This window comes from Enterococcus sp. S183_ASV_20 (assembly GCF_018919685.1).
Taxonomy (GTDB): domain Bacteria; phylum Bacillota; class Bacilli; order Lactobacillales; family Enterococcaceae; genus Enterococcus; species Enterococcus faecalis.
This window is the reverse complement of record NZ_JAHLRI010000016.1, coordinates 42,532-62,610: the sequence shown is the minus strand read 5'-3', so window position 1 is coordinate 62,610 and position 20,079 is coordinate 42,532. Positions and strand designations below refer to the sequence as shown.

Sequence of the window (20,079 nt, the reverse complement as noted above, 5' to 3'; positions counted from 1 at the left end):
ACATTGGTATTCGTATCGATCACTTCTTTTGGTCGAGTTAATGTGACACTAGCCGTTGGTATTTCTTCCTTATACATCGCTGTCATATCATCATTGCCATCAAAAGTAGTATTGAACGTTGGTGTTGTTGTTTTGTTCAAGGTACTTGGCTTGGTTTTCCCTTTATACCACCCTTGGAACGTATAGGTCTTGCCACCTGCAGTATACGTCGTTGGTAAAGCTTGTGCCGCTGTGTACTTGAAGGTGTTACTGTTCATTGGTACTTGGTTGCCTTGGGTGAAGCCTGTTGGTGCAGTGATTTTGGCACCGTTGGCATCGACAAAGTTTTCGGTAACTTGTTTCCGAGTGACTTTATAGTTCATAGTTTGTTTGAAGTCTTGTGTCCCATCAAAACCATGTAAAACGATCTTATTCTCTGGATTTCCTGTCGCACGAGCTACAAGTAATAATCTTGGAACAGTGTTTACTGAGCTACCGACACCAAATGTTGCTTTTATTGAAAATTTATTATCTATCCCTTTTTTAAAGGATTTATCTATCTCATTTAATTGGCCCGGACCACTATTGTTAAACACTGGATCAGTCCCGACAAAGCCCACTGGATACACAGAAACAGGTAATGTGGTATTCATTGTTTCAATTTTGTCCACATATTTTAGTTCCGTTGTAATATTCCAGTCGTTGATTGCATAAGCACGCATATCATAAATGTCGCTAGGAACTTCATCAAAGTTTGCTGGAACGTTGACTCTTGATTGGGTCGTAATAGTATAGACATTGGCTTTATTCGTATTTTTAATACTTACCAGTGGATTCATAGCCCCCGTTGTCACATATGTCTGGTCTACCGCTTTTCTTAGTGTCTGTGTGTAGTTTCCAGAAAACGTTAACGGTTCATTGAAAGCTTGGCCTTTTTCATCGACAAAATCTGCATGGAAACCTGGATAAACCCACGTATCTTTGGGAATCAGTTCCTCATACACCACATTCAAATCATCATTATCATCATACGTTACTGTATAGCTTGGCGCTTTCGTCGTTTGCAAGGTAGCTGGTTTGGTTTCGCCTTTGTACCAGCCTTTGAACTTGTAAGTCTTGCCATCTACTGTATAAGAATCTGGCAAGGTGCCACTTTGTTTAAAGGTATAGGCATCGTTAGTAATCACTGTTTGTTTACCTTGAGTGAAACCTGTTGGCGGTGTGATTTTAGTCCCATCGCTATCGACAAAAGCTTCAGTAACTTTACGATTCGTCAAGTAGTAATAGACTGGACCCGTTTGTTTATAGTACTGGATTCTATCACCAACCGTGGTGTTATTGCTTCCAAATAAAACTTTGGAGTATACAAAAGGTACTCCACCAAATCGGACTTCATTAAAATCAAACGTTTGTCCAGAGACTTGTTTCATCTTGTTGTACTTGGTTGGCGTAATCGTCACAGGTTGATCTAGGCGGTTAGTGACCGTTGGAACTGGATAAAGACTATCCGTAGTACCATCATCTTTTGTGATATCCATTTTTTTGTATCGTTTTGGAATTGTAAAAGTCATATTATATGGTCCATACCAAGTAGAAGTAGCTCTTAGCTCATATTTTTTTTCTGGAATAGTAAAGCTCTTAAACTTGCCTGAGTTAACACCCTTTTGGTTAGTCATTAAATTCGTTTGAACGTCTTCTTCCTGTTGCCATAGTGTATAGTTCATGTTTACAAGACTTGGATCAATTAAATTACCAGTTGCAACATCAACAAAACCAAATTGATAGGTTGATTCTGGAAAGTCAAATGTTACTATTCCCTCATACACCACATTCAAGTCATCGTTGCCATCATAGGTCACCGCATAACTTGGTGCTTTCGTCGTTTGCAAGGTAGCTGGTTTGGTTTTCCCTTTGTACCAGCCTTTGAACTTGTAGGTTTTTGTACCGACTTTGTAGGTGTCTGGTAAGGTGCCTGCTTGTTTGAACGTGAAAGCATTGCTAGTCATTGGTGTTTTCTTATTTTGGGTAAAACCTGTTGGCGGTGTAATGGCTACGCCGTTAGCATCTACGAACTTTTCGGTGACTTGTTTCCGTGTGACTACGTAATTGACTGTTTGTTGATACGTTGGTGTGCCGTCAAATCCTACTAGTATTACTATAGGATTTGTACCATTACTCGCACTTGCGACTTGCAACAAACGTAATATCGCTTCATTATTAGTCGTATTAGTCACTGAACTCAGAGAAAAGATATTTGCACTATTTTTAGAAAATCTATTATCTCTTTCATTCAAGCCCCAATTACCCTGATTACCAAACTGTGGCGTCTCAGATACTTGCTGATTAATGTATGAAGTAGCTCTGATTGTACCTGTTGAAGCAGCAATATTATCAACATACTTTAACGTGTTATCAATCTTTAATTGTTCAATTGCGTATATATTCAGATCGTAACCTACTGGTAAATTTTTGAAAAAATCGTACGGCAAAGGAACTGCTGCATTGACAGCTACTCGATATTGCCCACCACCTGCATTAGAAGAAACAATTGGATATCTATCAGCGTATGCGCGCCATTGCCTAGTTTCTATGTGACGAGCTAATTTATAATACGTACCTGATAACGTTAAGGTTTCATCTGCGAAGACTTTCCCTGTTTCATCAGTAAAGCCAAAGGTCATTCTCGGATAAATCGATTGATTATTCGGTACCCAGCGTGGTGAAATGCCCTTTTGTAGGTCATTTTCACTACTATTTGCTGGTGTTTCTGCTTGCGGTTCTTCTTTCTGATCTTCTTTTAATTCTGTTTCTGCTTGTTTCTCTATCTCTTTCTTTTCTTCTTCCTGACTCGTGTCAGTCGTTACTTGACTATTTTGCGTACTGGCTTTCGTTGTTTCTTCCTTAACACTACTGGCTGGTGTTTCTGCCTTGGCACTGCTTTCGGCGGTCGGACTACTTTCAATCGTCACGGTTTCCGCAACTGCCGTCATACCAGAAAAGGCGTTCACTAGCAAAGAACTACATAAGCCAATAGCTGCAAGACGTTGCCATTTATTTCGCTTCATGTCGTCCCCTCTTTCTATGTACGATTCCCGCCAAGCCAATTAAGGCGAAGCCGAGAATGCTCAAATTTGCCTGACTCTTGCTCCCTGTACGAGGGAGCTGCGAGCCAGTTGTGGTGGTCTGTGTCGAACCACCACTTCGTTGATCTCCTTGCGGAGGACCAGCTGGTTCCTTGGGATCGGCAGCTGGCGCATCTGTTTTCGGTGGGGGATCTTTAGGAGCGGGTGTTCTCGGATTTTGGTAAAATTCAATCCCCACCGAACTAGAACCACCATCAGACGCTTCAACATTTATAAAAAAACTAGGAGAAGATAGTAGACACACAATCATTAAATAATGCTTTTTTTTCATTTAAAAACCTCCTTTTGCATTTAAATATCTCTCACAACCTATTTTCATAGCTCTATAATAGCAAAAAAAAGACTCTTCAAAACAACAGTTTTTTCCAGTTGATAACCCTTATTTCAACAAGTTCCTTATATATCGTGTCTTTTAAGCTACGTTATTTAAAGGAAACAAGGGAAAACAGTAAAGACTATCCCCTTTTTCAAAAAAATCATCTTTAATTTCTTAAATTTCCATCACCTAAACTACAGAAAAGCTCACAATGTTAGTAATTAAAACTAACATTGTGAGCTTTTCTCATTTTTGACGATTGGATAATTCGATAAAATAACACTAAAACACAAAATAACTGTCTGTTTCTCTTATTGGGCAACAGCTAATTGATACAATGGCAGGAGTTGTTGATAGGTTGCCAACATATAAGCGCGTGCTTTTTCAGGGGTTTGCCACAAGGCACTATCTTTGGGAATGATGCGCCCAATTTCAAACTCACCTTTTTTTACATCTCTAAAACGAGTTAAGGCTTTTTCTAAATCCGTTTCTGGCAGCGGAGTAATTTGAGGAACCGTGTGATCCAAGGAAACATACGTATCTTCTGGTAATGCTTGGAATAATTGCTGATTCTCTAAAAAGGCTTGCGCAATCTGCTTTTCATTTTTAGGATTATCAATGAATGACAACCACATAAACACATAGTCGCCCCAAATTCCTAATTGAAAATGCGGCTGCATTTTATACCCGCGCTTATTCGGACTAAGTGCTGACCAAGTATTTTCTGGTGGATACACGGTGCGACGGCGATGTTGCGCAATATGGACAAACAACTCCGTTCCTAGTTCAGGCGCTAGTTGTTCGGCAAAATACGTGTCTAATTCTTGAAAAATAGGTTGAATTTGCGCACGGATAACCGCCATTCGTTCATCTAATCCAGCAACTTCAAAGGCTGCGAATTCTTTTTCTGTAAACATCAACATTTCTCTAATTCCTCTCTTAACTTGTCTTCCGCTTCTATTTTTGTCGATTTTGCCATGTTTCCAGTGTCATCCCACGATAAACATCTGTGACAATTTTCCCTTTACTAATTCGAGCATTGGGTAGTGTTCCTTCGTAGGTAAAACCAATTTTCTCCATGACACGACCAGAAGCTGGATTGTCTTGATCATGTAAAGCAAAGATTCTCATGAGTTTCATTTTTGCAAAACCCAGTTCAACTAACGCCGTCGCGGCTTCAGGCATGTAGCCATTGCCCCAAAAGGCACGGTTCAAGACATAGCCTAATTCTCCAATATTATTGGTTTCATTGACCCGCAAATCAATCGTGCCAATCATTTTGCCCGTTTCTTTCACTTCAATCCCATATTTTCCTAAAGGTTCCCCCATAAAAAATTTAGCAATGTTTTGTCTTGTTTCAGCGATTGTTTGGTTTTTCAAAAACACATAGCGGACCGTTTCCTCATCTGAAGCATATTCGTACATATCCTCTGCATCGGCTAATGTGACGGGCCTTAAAATCAAGCGTTCGGTTTCGATTCGTTGGTTTTCTGCAAAAATCAATGGATAATTCATGAGCAAAACTCCCTACTTTTCTACATACTTTACCGAAAAACAGCGAAACACGCAAGGAAAATCGGCATTTCCCTTGCGTGTTTCTTTAATTAGCGTTTAAGCGAATGATGGCAATGATCGTCTGAACAGCTTTGGCCATTGATTCAACGGTAATGAATTCATATTGCCCATGAAAATTCTCGCCACCTGTAAATAGATTAGGCGTGGGAATGCCCATGAAAGAAATCTTAGAACCATCTGTCCCGCCACGAAATGGTGTGATGATTGGTTCAATGTCACAACTTTCCATTGCTTGGACGGCCAATTCTACAGGAGTCCAATCTTTTTCGATGATTTCCTTCATATTATAGTATTGGTCTTGGAAAGTAATTGTTAGTCTGGGTTTATCCGCCAGCGCATTTAAACGTTGGACTTGTTTTTCCAAAAATTGCTTTCTCGCTTGAAAGTTTTCTTGATCATGATCCCGAATGATATAGACAAGTTCTGCTTTTTCAATACTTCCTGTAAATTTATTGAGTAAATAAAATCCTTCATTTCCACGTGTTTGTTCTGGCACTTCCTTTTGCGGTAGTGATTGATCAAGTTGTTCGCCTAATTTAATGGCATTTACTAACGAACCATAGGCCGTTCCCGGATGGACACTGGTTCCCTCAATTGTTATCACAGCTTGAGCAGCGTTAAACGTTTCATACTCGAAATGCCCCACGCGGCCACTATCAATCGTATACGCAAAAGCGACTGGGAAGTTCGGCGCATCAAATTGATCGGCCCCGCGTCCAATCTCTTCATCTGGACCGAAGGCGAGCCAAACATCCCCCCGCGCTACTTCTGGATGTGCCAAAAAATACTCAACAGCAGCTAATATCTCGACAATTCCCGCTTTGTCATCTGCTCCTAAAAGTGTGGTTCCGTCTGTAGTAATCAACGTTTCCCCTTGATACTCTTTTAAATTGGGAAATTCAGCAACCGATAAAACGATGCCTTGTTCTTGATTCAAGAGGACATCTTGGCCATCATAATTAGTGATGACTTGGGGACGAATATTGTCTGCTGAAAAATCCGCCGTATCCAGATGTGCAATCAACCCAATACTCTTCGCTGCAGGTTGGTTACCAGGCAACCGTGCCGTTAAAAATCCGTTTTGTTCGTTATAATGCACATCGGCCAAGCCTAATTCATGAAGTTCTGTTTCAATCATTTTGGCTAAAACCACTTGACCGACCGTCGTCGGTGTGGTTTGACTGTTGGCATCTGAACGGGTGTTAACTTTCACGTAAGTTAAAAATCGTTCGACTAATTTTTCCATTTTTTACTCCTTCTTCCTGAATCATTCTGTTAAATAGGCATTGCGCAAGTGGAAATAATCCCCATACAAGTGATAACTAATGCCTTTCAATTTAGGATTGATTAGATAATTTGAGGCACTTTGATACAGCGGTACTTGGGCAGCATCTTGGTTCAACAAGATGTCTTCCGCTTCTTTGTATTCTGCAAACTGTTTCTCTGGATTATTGGCATTAATCGTTCGTGCATCTTCTACTAGTTGGTCGTATTTGGCATTATGATAATTGCCATAATTGTAACTTGATTCTCCCGCATATAAGTTAAAGTAAGAGTCTAATTCACTACTGCCGGCAATCCATCCTGAAAGAGACAACTCATAATTTTTTTCACGTCGCGATTGATTCACATTATTACTTGGTTGCGATGAAATGGTAATTTCTAAACCTGGCAGATTTTCTTGTAACTGACTTTGAACATATTCAGCAATTCGTTTTCCTTGATCTGTATCTGCCGCCAGCAATGAAAGTTTCACTTTTTTACCGACATCCGCTTGGGCTTTCGTCCATTCAGCTTGGGCTTTTTTGACGTCATTTTTCAAATATTCGCCACTGTAAGCTCGGAAATCTTCATCTGTTTCTGGATTCGCATAAAGTTTACTTGGAATTAATCCGTTGAGGGGTTTTGACCCATCGTTTAAGACACTTTGTGTTAAGGCTTCTTTATCTATTGCTTGGCCAATCGCTTTTCGTAAATGAACATTTGCTAATGGCGTTCCTTCTTTTTTGTTGAAATCTAAGAAGTAGTTGGCCACATCTGGATGACTGACATAGCCTGGGTCCTCTTGATATTGTTGAACATATTGTCCGTTAATGCGAACTAAGTCTAGTTCATTCGCTTGATATAAGTTAATCCCAGTATTATCTTCTTTGATTGTGCTAACCGCAACTTCTTCCAGTTTCACTTGATCCGCATCATAGTATTCTGGATTTTTTTTCAATGTCCAAGTATCTGAAGTCGCATCCCAATTGGCTAGCGTAAATGGCCCGCTATAAAGTAAATGTTCACTATCCAAGGCGTAATCTTTACCTTGCGCTTCGACAAATTTTTGATTTTGTGGCGCTAACCAAGCAATCGAAACGACTGCTAAGAAGGAAGGTTGGGCCTGTTTTAATTCAACAATAAATTCTTTGTCATTAGGGGCTGAAATCCCTAATTCATCGACTGACTTTTCACCGTTGCGTATTTCAAAACTATTTTTAACACTGTCTAGTAAATAAGCATTCGGTCCAATCGTCGCTGGTGTCACCAGTTTTTTCCAAGAATAAACAAAATCTTGGGCCGTGATTGGCTCGCCGTTGCTCCACTTAATCCCCTCCCGCAAGGTAAAGTGGTACTTGCGCCCATCGTCACTAATCTTGACATCTTTAGCTAGAGCTGGCACCGTGGCACTATCATCATCAAACCGATAAAGGCCTTCAAATAAATGTTGTGCCATTGTAAAGGTATTTTTATCTGTTGTTTGTGTTGTATCCAATGTTGAGATTGGTGCAGGTGAACTAATACTGATTTTTTGTTCAGCTGCTAAATTTCCCGAATCTACTTTCTCTGCCGCTTCTTTGGTTCCGCCACATGCGGCTAAAAGAAACCCTGTTGCAATCAAACCTACTACTTTTTTCCCCAATTTCATGTTGTTGCCCCCTCATATTTTTTAAACAAATAAAAAAAGCATTCGTCCTAAAAAGGACGAATGCTTATGCAATCGCGGTACCACCTTTGTTGATCTCTTCGCTAAAAAAGATCCGCTCGTTTCCAGTACAATCATACTGTAGCGCTATAACAGGCGCACCTGAATTGGTTTAAGCGAACGGCTTCAACCAACCTGTTCAAAGGCCATTTTCCCCTTTAACGTCACTACCTCTTCTCACCAAACGAGGCTCTCTGCAAGCTATTTTAAAAAGTACTTTCCTTCTCATCACATTTTGTTCTTTTATTTGTTTCATCAATCATACTGATTTACGGATAGTTTAGCAAACATTTTCGAGGCCGTCAACCACATTTTTAATTTAAAACTTTTTTGTTTTTCATCAAAAAAAGAAAAGAGGTTTCAATTCCTCTTTTCTAAGACAATTTTACTCTAATCCTTTTTTAACATCTTCTATCATCAAATGCATTGATTCTAATCCACCACCGCTTAGATACCAAACATCTGGTTGAAGCATAATGACTTTATCATTTTTACCAGCATCGGTTTTTTGAATCAATTCGTTTGCAGCGACGTTATCTTTTGAATCGTCGCCACCAATTGCTTTGGTGCGATCTACCACAAAGAGAATCCCAGGATTTTTTTCTAAAACATATTCGTAAGAAACACTTTGCCCATGAGTGGAAGCTTCAATCTTATCGTCTGCTGCTTTGAAGCCAAATGTATCATGAATTAAACCGAAACGAGAGCCTTTTCCATAAGCGGAAAGTTGTCCTTCGTTAACTAACACAACAAGCGCATCATTCGCGCTAGCTTCTGCTTGTTTTTTCACGTCAGCAATTTCTTTTTCTAAGCCAGTTATTTTTTCTTTAGCTACCTCTTCTTTATCAAAAATAGTGCCTAACGTTTCGATATTTTGTTTCGTTGATGCCCAAGGATTTTTGGCATCTACAGCTAAGTAAATGGTTGGCGCAATGGCTTTTAATTGTTCTTGATAATCTTGTTGCCGACCAGAAATAATAATTAAGTCTGGTTTTAGTTGATTGATTTTTTCTAAATCTGGTTCTTTAATACCGCCTGCTGATTCAACTTTTTGGTATTTTTCCAAATACGCAGGGATATTTTTAGTTGGCGCGCCTACCACGCGGTCACCGACACCTAGTGCATCCATTGTATCCAAGGAACCATTATCAAAAACAACGACTTTCTTAGGATTTTTGGGAACGGTTAATTGACCATTGGTGTCTTTGACTGTGACTTCCGTTTTAGCTGTTGTTTCTGTTGTTGCAGAATCTGCTGTTTTTTTATTTGTTTGACAAGCACTTAACATTAACAGTCCCATCATTGAAACTGCCATCATTGCTAAAAATTTCTTTTTCATTCTTTTCCTCCAAAAACGTTATTTTTAAATTGCCCGATTTAGTGATAAAGACAAAAGCGTTTTCCTTCAATTTCACAAATCCGGATATTCATTTCATAAAGATCATTTAAAATACTTGTTTGAATAACTTCTTCTGTTGCGCCATGCGCATAGAGCTTTCCGCCTTTCATGGCGACAATTTCATCTGCATAGCTTGCGGCAAAATTAATATCATGTAGAACAATCAGAATCGTTTTTCCTAGTTCATCCACTAAGCGTTTAAGAATCTGCATCATTTGAACCGCATAATTCATGTCGAGGTTATTTAAGGGCTCATCCAATAAAATATAATCGGTATCTTGGGCTAAAATCATGGCAATATACGCCCGTTGTAATTGGCCTCCAGAAAGGGTATCAATGTATTCTTCCGCCATTTCAGTTAAGCCCAATTGTTCCAACGCTTCTGTTACTTTTTCATGATCAGCGCTTTTTAAGCGACCTTTGGAATAAGGAAAACGACCAAAATTGACCAGTTCTCGCACAGTTAATTTAAGTTGTACACCGTTGGCTTGTTTTAAAAGGGCAATTTTTTGTGAAAAAGCTGATTGCTTCCAGGTTTTTACTTCTTGCTTGTCCAGATAAATTTCCCCGGTATCTTTGGGAATTAAGCGACTCATCATGGCTAGCAGCGTGCTTTTCCCAGCGCCATTTGGTCCAATAAAGGCCGTTAATTTGCCTTCAGAAATAGGTAAATCAATATCTGAAACGACAAATTTATCGCCATATTTTTTTGATACATCACTCATCTGGATCATGTGCGTTGCTTCCTTTCTGCAATAATTTTCCATATAAAATAAACGCCCCCAACAAATTGAATCACCACACTTAGCGGGGTATTCAAATGGAAGACCTGTTCAACCATCAATTGACCAAACACCAGTAAAAAGACTGCTATTAAACTCCCTGCCACAAACAGTTCTCGGTGGCGATAGGTTTTCATGAATTGATAACTCATATTGGCCACGATAAAACCTAAAAATGTAATCGGTCCCACTAATGCTGTTGATAAGCCGACCAGACTACTGATCAAACACAACAACACTAATTGAAACTGACTCACAGCAATCCCCAAATTCTGGGCTTGATGGTTCCCTAAATGTAAAACGTCTAAACGGTAACTTTCCCGCCAAAGTATCCCACAAATTATGAGTACCGCCACACCAACGAAAACGAGATACTGACTATTGACGTTACCGAAACTGGCAAACAACTTTCCTTGGAGTAAGTCGTATTCGTTAGGATCCATAATCACTTGTAAAAACGTACTAATACTACTGAAAAAAGTACCTAAAATCATGCCAATCATCAATAATAAAAATAAATCGGATTGATTTTTGCGTAATAGAAAATACGATAAACTAGTACTTAAAAACACCATTAAAAAGACGTTCATCAAAAACGACCCAAGACTTACTTGACCTAACGCTTGTGCGCCTCCTAAAAGAAAAAATAACACCGTCTGCACAAAGACATACAAGGAATCCATCCCTAAAATGTTTGGCGTTAGGAAATGATTTTGCGTGACCGTTTGAAAACTAATGGTTGAAAAAGCCGCAGCGATTCCGACAAAAATAAAAGCCAATAACTTTTTGCCTCGTAACGCCAAAGCAAAGGACCAATTGCCATACGTGTTATAAGTTAAATAACAAAGGCTCACAATTACTACGGCAGCTAAAAGCAAAAGTAATGAAAGCCATTTTTTTAAAGGCCGTTTCATTGTTTGCGCCCCCTTAGTAATAATAAAATGAACAAAATGCTCCCTAATGTTCCGACAACCACGCTGACAGGAATTTCATAGGGGGCAATCAATACTCGTGCTAAAATATCACAGATTAACAAGAACAAACTCCCGCAAATCCCAGTTAACCACAAGGTATTTTTCATATGATCGCCATAACGTAAAGACACGAGATTGGGAATCACAACCCCTAAAAACGGAATATTCCCCACCATCAATAAAACGATGGCACTTGCTAAAGCAACCAGCGTCAAACCTAAAAACTGAATTCGCTGGTAATGGACGCCAAGACTATTTGCAAATGCTTCACCCATACCAACGACAGTGAAATGATAAGCAAATAAATAAATAACAAACCACAAAGGAATCATTAAGAATAACCATTCATAATTCCCTTTCATAACTGTGGAAAAATTTCCTTGTAACCAAGCAGACATATTTTGAACCAATTGGTATTGATAGGCAAAAAATGTGGCAATTGAGCCTAGAATGTTACCAAACATCACGCCCACCAAAGGGACCATCACTTGATTCTTACTTGGTAATAATCGAATGAGCGCTAAGAATAACAAGGTCCCGCTTAGCGCAAAAATAAAAGCAATTGCCGTTCGATAGAGAAACGGAGCTGTTGGGAAAAATAACATTACGACTAAAATACCCAACCTTGCACTATCGGTTGTTCCAGCGACACTAGGAGCGACAAATTTATTTTGTGTGAGTTGCTGCATAATCAATCCAGAAATACTCATCGTACTACCAGCAATGATTAAACTCAACGTGCGGGGAACACGGGTGGTAAATAAAACAAATTGTTGCTGCGCATCTAATTGAAACAATTGAGAAAGTGCAATGTCCTTCACCCCTATCACTAATGACAATAAGCTGAAAAGTAATAGTAGAACAAACAAACCAATCTTTTTCATGAGAAAACTCCATTTTTATTTAATTGAGAATGATTCTCATTCTTAGTTACAGTGTATGAGAAAACCATCACAAATGCAACCACTTTTTTTCCTTTATTAAAAACTTCTTCTCAAGCCGACTGACCAACGACTTATCTAAGATATGCTATAATGGAGGGAAACGTTAGGAAAGGAGTGTTACTGAATGGCGAATGATGACTTACAACAACGTCTGGATAAAGGAATGTACGGTACGCCCCTCGTTAATCCTGAAGAACAACACAAATACATGGGCACATTTCGTGAACGCTGCCGTCTCTCCATGACCGTCGCTGAAATGAAAGATACACAGAATCAACAACATTTATTAGAAGAATTAGCGAAGCATCCTGAAGTTACAGTACTTTTAAATGGCGAAATCTCTTCTGACCTGCAAAGTACCTATATTAAATTATTAAATCAGCATGGCGCAACCTTTAAGATTGTTAACAATTTTGTGGAGAACAACCCTGACTCTCTCGGCTTACTGTTAGCTGAAAAACATGCAGTCGATGAACCTGTGATTGACGTTACAGAAAAATATCCTCAAGCAACAGAAACGTCAAAAGAAGAGCCAACAGCTAAAAAAGGCTTTTGGCAAAAACTATTTCACTCATAAAAAGCTCAAGAAAAGTTATGAGTCATTGGATTGTTTAAACATGAGTTATGAGCGCTTCCATTTATAATAGAATTATGCTATTATGAAAATGAAAAGAGAGATATGCTACTACATACCTCTCCTTTTATACCAACGCCAGTTATAAGAACTGGTGGCTTACTGAGTTAAGTTTTTATTACTGTTTAACCGTTCGGCCTGTCAAGCTTATGAACGGTTATTTTTTATCGTTTTTCGTTGCTTCAAGGATACCGAAAATCAGTAACGCAACAAGGGTTGCAAAACTAATCATCAATTCCAATGTCGCTTCGATTGACAAAAAAAATGCTCCTTTCGTTAAAGTGCATCGGATACACATAGGCATCACCTGCCTCTCTAACTCAGAGCCACCGTCATACAACTTTCATTGGTAATAACTTTAGTATAACCTATTGGGTTCACCAAGAAAACGTTTTTATAAAGAATACCGCCAAAAAATCTATTATGAATTTTTTGGCGGTATTCTTTTTTTATTGAACCACTTCTGGGTATAAAAGTTTTAAAACGTCCATTGTTAAACGGCGTCCTTTTCCAGCGTAAGGATACACATGCATGTGCATGGCTGGATTAAAGTTTGCTTCGATAATCCCGTACGTTAAGCTATCACGTGTGCCTTTTACGTCTTTGTCAGGAATGATTAAATCAATACCACAAATTTTGGCTCCTAAAGCAGCTACGGCCTCAATGGCGATTTGTTTATAACTATCATCAATGACATCGGTCATATCAATCGAATCCCCGCCCGTGCTAACATTAGAATTTTCTCGCAAGTACACGATTTGCTCTTTTTCTGGCACAGAATAGATAGTTAAACCTTGTTCTTTCAACATTAGTTTTTCTAAATCATTTAACTGGATTAACTCTAGTGGTGCACGGTGATTGGTCCCCCGCAATGGATCACTATTTTTAGCGGCCACCAATTCTTCTACAGTGTGTTTGCCATCTCCCGTAACATTGGCTGGCACGCGCAACATGATGGCTTTTACATCATTATCTAACACAAAGAACCGATATTCTGTTCCAGGTAAAAATTCTTCAATTAAAACCGCTGTGTCCTCTTTAAAAGCAATCCGTAACGCTTCCGTAAAGTCTTCCAACGAAGCGCCTTCTTTAAAAATGGTAATTCCTAAACCGTAATTCGTTGATTTTGGTTTCACGACAAACGCTTTATTGGCGTAGCGTAAATGTGCTTCTTGTGCCTCAATAAAAGATGAAAATTCTTCACCGCCAGGCACATGGAACCCTGCTGCAGACAAAATTTTCTTTGTCACGGTTTTGTTTTCCATAATCAATGGTACCACGTAGTTATCTTTGCTAGTCATGTTGGCATTTTTGACGTATTCAATGTGCTCGCCATGTTGCAGTTTCAAAAATTGCTCTTGTTCATCTAAAATTTCGATTTCCAAACCTTTTTGAATCGCATCAAATAAGAAAATTTGTGTGGATAATTCCATCTCACGGAAACCAGCTAATTGATAAGGGCGTTCAAAGGCCATACTTTGATATTGGTTTCCAAAAATATTTCCCAGTTCACTGTTGGAGTTTTCTTGAATAATCGTCCACATTTTGCCAGAAACGGTGTCTTGTGGATTCCGCAGTTGTTGATAATACTTACCGACAACTTCTTTGCCTTTGCGAATGCCTAGAGCATCTAACATATCAATCATTTCTGAAAAAATCCGATCGCCTTCTGCAATTAACTTAATCGTTTCATGAGGATGACCAAGAGCCACTTGTTCATTAAAAATATCGCCAGTTTTTACCCATTCATCCGCTTCTTCTTTTTCATCTGTCCACAATAAATACAACATGAAATAATGTAAGAAATCCACGGTATCTTCCACAATGCCTAAACGTGAAAAAGGATTTAAGTCTAAATTACGCAACTCGATATAGCGAATACCTGTTTTAGGCAGATCAGACATTTGTTTCCCGCCACGTAAGCGCACAGGCGCATAAAATTCTTTTTCTTCAGAAAGTAAACCATTTTCCACCATGCGATGAATATCTTCTAAATAGCGTTCCAATGAGGCATACGATACTTTCACATTGTCATGATTTCTGTAGCCATACGTACTATTCCGAATACTGCGAATGGGTTCTTGCGGTTGGTCGTCGTAGACCCTAAAGTAGCCGTCTTCACTAACTGGTGAAGCCCCAAAAAGATACGTAATTAACCAACGATAACGTAAAAAGTTACGGGCAACTTTCATGTACACTTTCGTTTTAAATTGTTTGCAATCTGTCACTTCGGATTGTTCATCATATAATTGCTGAATCAGGGCTTGGTCATATTCAAAATTAAAATGAATTCCGCTGACCATTTGTTTTCGTTTGCCATACTCTTTTGCCAAATAACGACGATATAACACTGCATCATATTGATCTAATTTAGCAATTTTAATCTCTTCATCTTTTGTTGGTAATTGTGGCGGCATACTTAATGGCCACAGCATTTCATCTTCTGGAATCGAACGACGAGCCACATCGTGAATGGCATCTAAAAAACGAAGCATTTCTGTGCCGCTATTTGCTACAGGCGTGATTAGTTCTAATTGTGTTTCACTAAAATCTGTTTGAATATATGGATGATAAGAACGGTTACCAAAAACCGTGGGATGATCAGTTGTCGCTAAAAGCCCTTCTCGTGTACTACGTTGGTTTTCTTTTTCTAAACCAAAACGAGCCATCAATACGTAAGGACGAACATTTTTCTTTTGCATTAATTCTCTATAATTCATCTTGTCGCCTTTCTTTCTACAAACTATCTGTTTCTCTTACTATTATATAGGAAAACGAGTAAATATGCTGTTTTTTTGAACGTTCACTTGGGAATTTTCGAGACACTTTTAGAGAGCGCCTTTTTCCGTTATACTGAAAACAACTAGTTTATAGAAAGTGGGGATTGCTCATGAAAAATCGTGCATTACTTTTAATTGACTTTCAAAAAGGCATCGAAAGTCCGTCGCAGCAATTGTACCGTCTGCCAGCAGTGTTGGAAAAGGTCAATCAGCGTATTGCTGTCTACCGCCAACACCATGCGCCCATTATTTTTGTTCAACATGAAGAAATCGAATTACCTTTTGGCTCAGACTCTTGGCAACTTTTTGAAAAGCTGGATGCACAGCCCACAGATTTTTTCATCCGCAAAACGCATGCGAATGCCTTTTACCAAACAAATTTAAATGATTTATTGACGGAACAAGACGTTCAAACGTTAGAAATCGCTGGTGTCCAAACCGAGTTTTGTGTGGACACTACAATTCGGATGGCTCATGGTTTAGGCTATACGTGTTTGATGACACCGAAAACCACTTCCACCTTGGATAATGGACATTTAACCGCGGCACAAATTATCCAACATCATGAAGCTATTTGGGCTGGCCGCTTTTTGACTTTTTTGAGCCTGTGACAAAAATCACTTTGGATTTTTGTTCCGGGCTCAAAATCTGATAAACGGCGGGAACAGAACCAACTCCTTCGGAAATAAGCCGAAATTCTCCAAAAATTAAAGAGCAATTTTCGGAAATTCCTTCTTATTGCTGAGAAACACTATTTGCAAAGCAAATAGATGTTAATCAGTACCTACTTGGTTCTCGGAGCTAAACGGTTCTGTCCCGACCTCTTTTCCAAAAAATTGTTTGTTCACTATGTTTTCTTGTCGTATTTCATGTTAGTATAAGGAAAAAGTGTTCAGTTGATTAGTTGAAGATTTAGAGTGTGGGACATAAGTCGATTAGGCTTGTCTCTCATGTTCTGTCTTTTTTTATGTCATCATTCACTAAACTAATAAATAATTGGAGGTATTTTATGAACAAATTTTTTACAGCCCAACGTTTAAAAGACACCGCCTATGTAACAGTCGGTGCATTCATTTTGGCCATTTCAATCAATGCGGTCTTATTGCCAAATAAACTTGTCGCAGGCGGAGCCAATGGCATTAGTATTGTTATTAATTATGTTTTCGGGATTAGTCCCGCCATTGTTCTTTACGCCATCAATATTCCTCTTTTAGTGCTTTGTTTCTTACTTCTTGGGAAAGAGGTCGGTGTCAAAACCATTTATGGCAGTCTTATTTATCCATTTTTTGTAGGAATTACTTCGGGGATGCCTGTTTTAACACATAATATTTTTCTAGCAGCATTATTTGGCGGTATTATTACAGGTGCTGGCCTAGGCTTGGTTTTCCGTGGCAATGCTTCAACTGGTGGGACAGCAATCATTTCACAAATTGTCAATAAATACTTCAAAGTTTCCTTAGGTATTGCTATTTTATTCGTCGATGGTTTAGTCATTTTATCAGCAATGTACGCTTTTAATGCAGATATTGTGCTATTCTCTTTAATTTGTTTATTTACAATTGGTCGTGTCGTTGACATGATTCAAGTTGGTCTGGTTCGCTCGAAGAATGTGATGATTATTTCACCAAAATATGTCGCTATTCAAGAACGCTTATTACGTGAACTAGATAAAGGTGTGACCTTGGTGCCAATCGAAGGCGGTTATCGAAGCGCGAAAGGCATGCTCTTAATGACTGTCATTCGTGAAAAAGATTTTCCTCGCTTAAAAGAAGCCATTCTTGATATTGATGAAGAAGCTTTTTTGATTTCAATGAGTGCGAGTGAAGTCTACGGAAAAGGATTTAGCTTGAAAAAAGTAGCTGATTCTTATGGTGTTGAAGCTACTAATGCCAATAATTTACAATAGTTTTTTGTAGGAAAAGAGCCGCAAAATCTGTAGAGATTTTGCGGTTCTTTTTACATCTTCATCCAGACAGGTTCTAAGCTATTGCCATCCAAATCTTGCACTTCTAAGCCATACGTTTGCTCTTCTGGTATTCCCATATCAACTCGGTAACAGTTGCCTCCGTTAGCTTTGGCGGTTTCGCCAAACTGTTTTACGGCTTCGGCACTCTCTAAACTAAAGGAAATTAATGCCCCACTGGTGGTTTGCGCATCAATAATTTGCTTTTCTTGGATAAATTTTCCATAAAAGTCATGGTTCAACAACATAATCCAAAATTGATCATCCCACATCATCGAACTAGCTTCCTCTGTTGAAAATTCCTCGTTCTTTTTGAATCCAAGTTTTTCATAAAATGCTGTAGAACGTTGGACATCCGCTACTGGGAAGTTAACAAAAACCATTGTGCCCATGTGATTCATCCCTTTCTTTTAATCATCTACGACAGCTAAGTGTGCGTTGCGACAAAATCAACAAGCTTGTTTGATTTATACTAGCATATTCATAAAAGAAATGTTACTAAAACGTTTTCTTAAGGTAATTCTCGATAAGCCAAGTGCTGAATGATTTCACTATGTTGTGGATAATCGTTTAACAATTCCGCTTGAGTAAATAACTCGAAGTCTTCAAACTCAAAGCCTGGTGTAACTACACAACTGACTAACGCAAATCCTGTCGCTACTGTAGAGCCAAAGATTGTGCCGGCAGGAACTGAGAACGAAAGCTGTTGTCCTTGAACTAAGTCTTTCCCTAACTGAACAGCTTGATACGTTCCATCAGGAAAAATACAGTGAACGGTTAACGGCTGACCATCGTGAAAAAACCATAATTCATCCGCTTTTAAACGATGAAAATGTGACGGACTTTCTGTATTTAATAGAAACAAAATCGCTGTATGCAACGCCCGTTCGCCTCGTTTGGTTGGAATCAATTGTTCACTTTTATTGGTTTGTTTAAAATAACCGCCCTCAGGATGCGCTTCTAATCCTAACTTCTCAATCCACATTTGTTCTGTCATCTTCTCCCTCACTCCTTCATTTTTTCAGAAACAATTTAGGAAGAACTTAGAACATCCGTCCCAATCCTAAAATAAACGGCGGGACAGGAGGTCGGGACAGAACCGTTTAGCTCCGAGAAATAAGAAGAAATTTCCGAAAATTGCTCTTTAATTTTTGGAGAATTTCGACTTATTTCCGAAGGAGTTGGTTCTGTTCCCGCCGTTTATCAGGTATTGAGCCTGGGACAAAAATCCAAAGTGATTTTTGTCCCAGGCTCCTGTCCCACGTTCTTCCCAAACCTGTTATTTTCTACAACTAAACATCTTTTAATAAGCCTTTAAATAAGCCCATTGCGAAATCGTTGGCATTAAATGGTTCTAAATCGTTAATGCCTTCACCTAGACCAACTAATTTCACTGGCAAGTGTAATTCATTCCGAATAGCAATGACAATACCACCTTTGGCTGTTCCGTCTAGTTTGGTTAAAACTAAACCAGTGACATCGGTTGTTTCTTTGAACTGTTTGGCTTGTGTCATCGCATTTTGCCCAGTAGTTGCGTCCACGACTAAGAGTACTTCGTGAGGCGCATCTGGAATTTCTCGTTGGATGACTCGTTTGATTTTTTCTAATTCCTTCATTAAGTTGACTTTATTTTGTAAACGACCTGCTGTATCCACTAGCAAAACATCGGCCTGTTCTGTTTTGGCACGTTCCACTGCATCGAAAACGACCGCTGCTGGATCGCCGCCAGCATTCCCACGCACTACTTCAACGCCAGCCCGTTCGCCCCAAACAACTAATTGATCGATGGCGCCCGCTCGGAACGTATCGGCAGCTGCCATTAAAACTTTCTTTCCTTCCAACTTGTATTGATGGGCTAATTTACCAATGCTGGTTGTTTTACCAACTCCATTAACACCAACAAATAAAATCACGGTTAAGCCATTTGGCTGTAAGTTAATCGCATTATTTTCATTAATTCCTGCTTCTTCATACAAATCAACCATTTTTTCAATGATGGTATTTTGAACTTGAGCTGGTTTTTTCACGTTTCGCAGTTTCACTTCTTGTCGCAAGGCTTCTGTAATTTTTAAGGATGTATCAAAGCCTACGTCTGCACCAATTAACGTTTCTTCTAATTCTTCAAAGAAATCTTCATCGACGCTTCGGAAATTAGCAAACAATTCGTTCAACCGTTGACCAAATGTTTTACGCGTTTTTTCCAAGCCTTTTTCATATTTTTCTTGGACCTGCTCTTCTTTTGACTCTTCAATTTCTTCTGAAACCTGCGTGTCTGTTGGTTCTGCCAACGGAGTTACGACACTACTTTCTTCCTCAGGCGCTTCCACAACAACTTCTTGTGTTTCCTCTGTCAGGATTTCTTCTGGCTCTTCTTCTAACGCTTCTTCTACATCAGCTAATTTTTCCATTTCAGCGTTATCTGTTAAATCGGCTGTTTCTGCGACTTCTTCCGCTGCCGTTTCTGGCGTTGTTTGCGCCTCTTCTGCTGCGGTTTCTTTTGATTCAGCAGGCGCTGATTCATCACTAGGTGTTTCGTCTACTGTTTCTTCAATTATCTCTTGTTTTTCTTCTTCCTTTTTTTCAGCGGAAAAAGCTTTTTTAATTTTATCAAAAAATCCCATT

Annotated in this window: 18 protein-coding genes and 1 other annotated feature; of the genes, 3 read left to right on the top strand and 15 right to left on the bottom strand. The window is 39.1% G+C overall.

All coding sequences use genetic code 11. The features are described 5' to 3' along the window. The 10 genes from KQI94_RS07890 to KQI94_RS07845 all read right to left on the bottom strand — a co-directional run. The coding region (locus KQI94_RS07890) for a hypothetical protein (protein ID WP_099434230.1) at positions 1-3,044 on the bottom strand (3,044 nt) is incomplete at its 3' end. Beyond that, on the bottom strand, positions 3,031-3,393 hold the full coding sequence (locus KQI94_RS07885) for an LPXTG cell wall anchor domain-containing protein (RefSeq protein WP_002368421.1): 363 nt from the start codon (positions 3,391-3,393) through the stop codon (positions 3,031-3,033). The genes KQI94_RS07885 and KQI94_RS07890, both read right to left, overlap by 14 nt. A gap of 356 nt (positions 3,394-3,749) precedes the next feature. Continuing rightward, complete coding sequence (locus tag KQI94_RS07880) at positions 3,750-4,361, bottom strand: DUF1054 domain-containing protein (RefSeq protein ID WP_002368423.1); 612 nt, start codon at positions 4,359-4,361, stop codon at positions 3,750-3,752. Between the two features lie 34 nt (positions 4,362-4,395). After that, complete coding sequence (locus tag KQI94_RS07875) at positions 4,396-4,953, bottom strand: GNAT family N-acetyltransferase (protein ID WP_002386268.1); 558 nt, start codon at positions 4,951-4,953, stop codon at positions 4,396-4,398. Positions 4,954-5,038: 85 nt separating this feature from the next. Continuing rightward, entirely contained in the window at positions 5,039-6,259 is a 1,221-nt protein-coding gene (gene pepT, locus KQI94_RS07870) for a peptidase T (RefSeq protein WP_002368424.1), read from the bottom strand. 21 nt (positions 6,260-6,280) lie between these two features. Further along, on the bottom strand, positions 6,281-7,924 hold the full coding sequence (locus KQI94_RS07865; RefSeq protein WP_002368425.1) for a peptide ABC transporter substrate-binding protein: 1,644 nt from the start codon (positions 7,922-7,924) through the stop codon (positions 6,281-6,283). Between the two features lie 49 nt (positions 7,925-7,973). After that, positions 7,974-8,219, bottom strand: a binding site (T-box leader). Positions 8,220-8,366: 147 nt separating this feature from the next. Beyond that, the gene (locus tag KQI94_RS07860) at positions 8,367-9,320 is read right to left on the bottom strand and encodes a siderophore ABC transporter substrate-binding protein (RefSeq protein WP_002368426.1); all 954 of its coding nucleotides are present in this window, start codon (positions 9,318-9,320) and stop codon (positions 8,367-8,369) included. 38 nt (positions 9,321-9,358) lie between these two features. Continuing rightward, on the bottom strand, positions 9,359-10,114 hold the full coding sequence (locus KQI94_RS07855; protein WP_002354962.1) for an ATP-binding cassette domain-containing protein: 756 nt from the start codon (positions 10,112-10,114) through the stop codon (positions 9,359-9,361). Continuing rightward, entirely contained in the window at positions 10,111-11,076 is a 966-nt protein-coding gene (locus KQI94_RS07850) for an iron chelate uptake ABC transporter family permease subunit (RefSeq protein WP_002368427.1), read from the bottom strand. Before KQI94_RS07850 ends, KQI94_RS07855 begins: the two co-directional genes overlap by 4 nt. After that, positions 11,073-12,020 (bottom strand): iron chelate uptake ABC transporter family permease subunit, encoded by a 948-nt coding sequence (locus KQI94_RS07845; protein WP_002368428.1) that lies wholly within the window; start codon positions 12,018-12,020, stop codon positions 11,073-11,075. Before KQI94_RS07845 ends, KQI94_RS07850 begins: the two co-directional genes overlap by 4 nt. A gap of 184 nt (positions 12,021-12,204) precedes the next feature. On the opposite strand from KQI94_RS07845, the gene KQI94_RS07840 reads away from it, so the two are divergent. Beyond that, the gene (locus KQI94_RS07840) at positions 12,205-12,657 is read left to right on the top strand and encodes a YueI family protein (RefSeq protein WP_002368429.1); all 453 of its coding nucleotides are present in this window, start codon (positions 12,205-12,207) and stop codon (positions 12,655-12,657) included. Positions 12,658-12,871: 214 nt separating this feature from the next. Here the strand turns inward: KQI94_RS07840 and KQI94_RS07835 are convergent, their stop codons facing one another. Together KQI94_RS07835 and gshAB are read right to left on the bottom strand one after the other, a co-directional pair. Continuing rightward, complete coding sequence (locus tag KQI94_RS07835) at positions 12,872-12,973, bottom strand: putative holin-like toxin (protein ID WP_021164442.1); 102 nt, start codon at positions 12,971-12,973, stop codon at positions 12,872-12,874. Positions 12,974-13,163: 190 nt separating this feature from the next. Further along, on the bottom strand, positions 13,164-15,434 hold the full coding sequence (gene gshAB / locus KQI94_RS07830; protein ID WP_002368430.1) for a bifunctional glutamate--cysteine ligase/glutathione synthetase: 2,271 nt from the start codon (positions 15,432-15,434) through the stop codon (positions 13,164-13,166). A gap of 170 nt (positions 15,435-15,604) precedes the next feature. On the opposite strand from gshAB, the gene KQI94_RS07825 reads away from it, so the two are divergent. Continuing rightward, positions 15,605-16,105, top strand: coding sequence for a cysteine hydrolase family protein (locus KQI94_RS07825; RefSeq protein ID WP_002368431.1), 501 nt, complete (start codon positions 15,605-15,607; stop codon positions 16,103-16,105). Between the two features lie 398 nt (positions 16,106-16,503). Continuing rightward, positions 16,504-17,400, top strand: a complete 897-nt coding sequence (locus KQI94_RS07820; protein WP_002368434.1) for a YitT family protein — start codon at positions 16,504-16,506, stop codon at positions 17,398-17,400. Positions 17,401-17,450: 50 nt separating this feature from the next. Here the strand turns inward: KQI94_RS07820 and KQI94_RS07815 are convergent, their stop codons facing one another. The 3 genes from KQI94_RS07815 to ftsY form a co-directional block, all read right to left on the bottom strand. Continuing rightward, complete coding sequence (locus tag KQI94_RS07815; RefSeq protein WP_002368435.1) at positions 17,451-17,849, bottom strand: VOC family protein; 399 nt, start codon at positions 17,847-17,849, stop codon at positions 17,451-17,453. A 119-nt stretch (positions 17,850-17,968) separates the two neighbouring features. Further along, positions 17,969-18,454: a cupin domain-containing protein gene (locus tag KQI94_RS07810; protein ID WP_002381091.1), complete on the bottom strand. Its 486-nt coding sequence runs from the start codon at positions 18,452-18,454 to the stop codon at positions 17,969-17,971. A gap of 295 nt (positions 18,455-18,749) precedes the next feature. Next, positions 18,750-20,078 carry a signal recognition particle-docking protein FtsY gene (ftsY, locus tag KQI94_RS07805; protein WP_002402675.1) on the bottom strand — a complete coding sequence of 443 codons (1,329 nt, stop codon included), beginning with the start codon at positions 20,076-20,078 and terminating at the stop codon, positions 18,750-18,752. Between the last annotated feature and the right edge of the window lies 1 nt (position 20,079).

Bases quoted from the DNA above. Each gene is read 5' to 3' on its own strand.
- KQI94_RS07865 (WP_002368425.1), bottom strand. From the start codon at position 7,924: ATGAAATTGGGGAAAAAAGTAGTAGGTTTGATTGCAACAGGGTTTCTT.
- KQI94_RS07855 (WP_002354962.1), bottom strand. From the start codon at position 10,114: ATGATCCAGATGAGTGATGTATCAAAAAAATATGGCGATAAATTTGTC.
- KQI94_RS07820 (WP_002368434.1), top strand. From the start codon at position 16,504: ATGAACAAATTTTTTACAGCCCAACGTTTAAAAGACACCGCCTATGTA.
- KQI94_RS07880 (WP_002368423.1), bottom strand. From the start codon at position 4,361: ATGTTGATGTTTACAGAAAAAGAATTCGCAGCCTTTGAAGTTGCTGGA.
- ftsY (WP_002402675.1), bottom strand. From the start codon at position 20,078: ATGGGATTTTTTGATAAAATTAAAAAAGCTTTTTCCGCTGAAAAAAAG.
- KQI94_RS07815 (WP_002368435.1), bottom strand. From the start codon at position 17,849: ATGGGCACAATGGTTTTTGTTAACTTCCCAGTAGCGGATGTCCAACGT.
- KQI94_RS07845 (WP_002368428.1), bottom strand. From the start codon at position 12,020: ATGAAAAAGATTGGTTTGTTTGTTCTACTATTACTTTTCAGCTTATTG.
- KQI94_RS07850 (WP_002368427.1), bottom strand. From the start codon at position 11,076: ATGAAACGGCCTTTAAAAAAATGGCTTTCATTACTTTTGCTTTTAGCT.
- KQI94_RS07875 (WP_002386268.1), bottom strand. From the start codon at position 4,953: ATGAATTATCCATTGATTTTTGCAGAAAACCAACGAATCGAAACCGAA.
- KQI94_RS07840 (WP_002368429.1), top strand. From the start codon at position 12,205: ATGGCGAATGATGACTTACAACAACGTCTGGATAAAGGAATGTACGGT.
- gshAB (WP_002368430.1), bottom strand. From the start codon at position 15,434: ATGAATTATAGAGAATTAATGCAAAAGAAAAATGTTCGTCCTTACGTA.
- KQI94_RS07810 (WP_002381091.1), bottom strand. From the start codon at position 18,454: ATGACAGAACAAATGTGGATTGAGAAGTTAGGATTAGAAGCGCATCCT.
- pepT (WP_002368424.1), bottom strand. From the start codon at position 6,259: ATGGAAAAATTAGTCGAACGATTTTTAACTTACGTGAAAGTTAACACC.
- KQI94_RS07860 (WP_002368426.1), bottom strand. From the start codon at position 9,320: ATGAAAAAGAAATTTTTAGCAATGATGGCAGTTTCAATGATGGGACTG.
- KQI94_RS07885 (WP_002368421.1), bottom strand. From the start codon at position 3,393: ATGAAAAAAAAGCATTATTTAATGATTGTGTGTCTACTATCTTCTCCT.
- KQI94_RS07825 (WP_002368431.1), top strand. From the start codon at position 15,605: ATGAAAAATCGTGCATTACTTTTAATTGACTTTCAAAAAGGCATCGAA.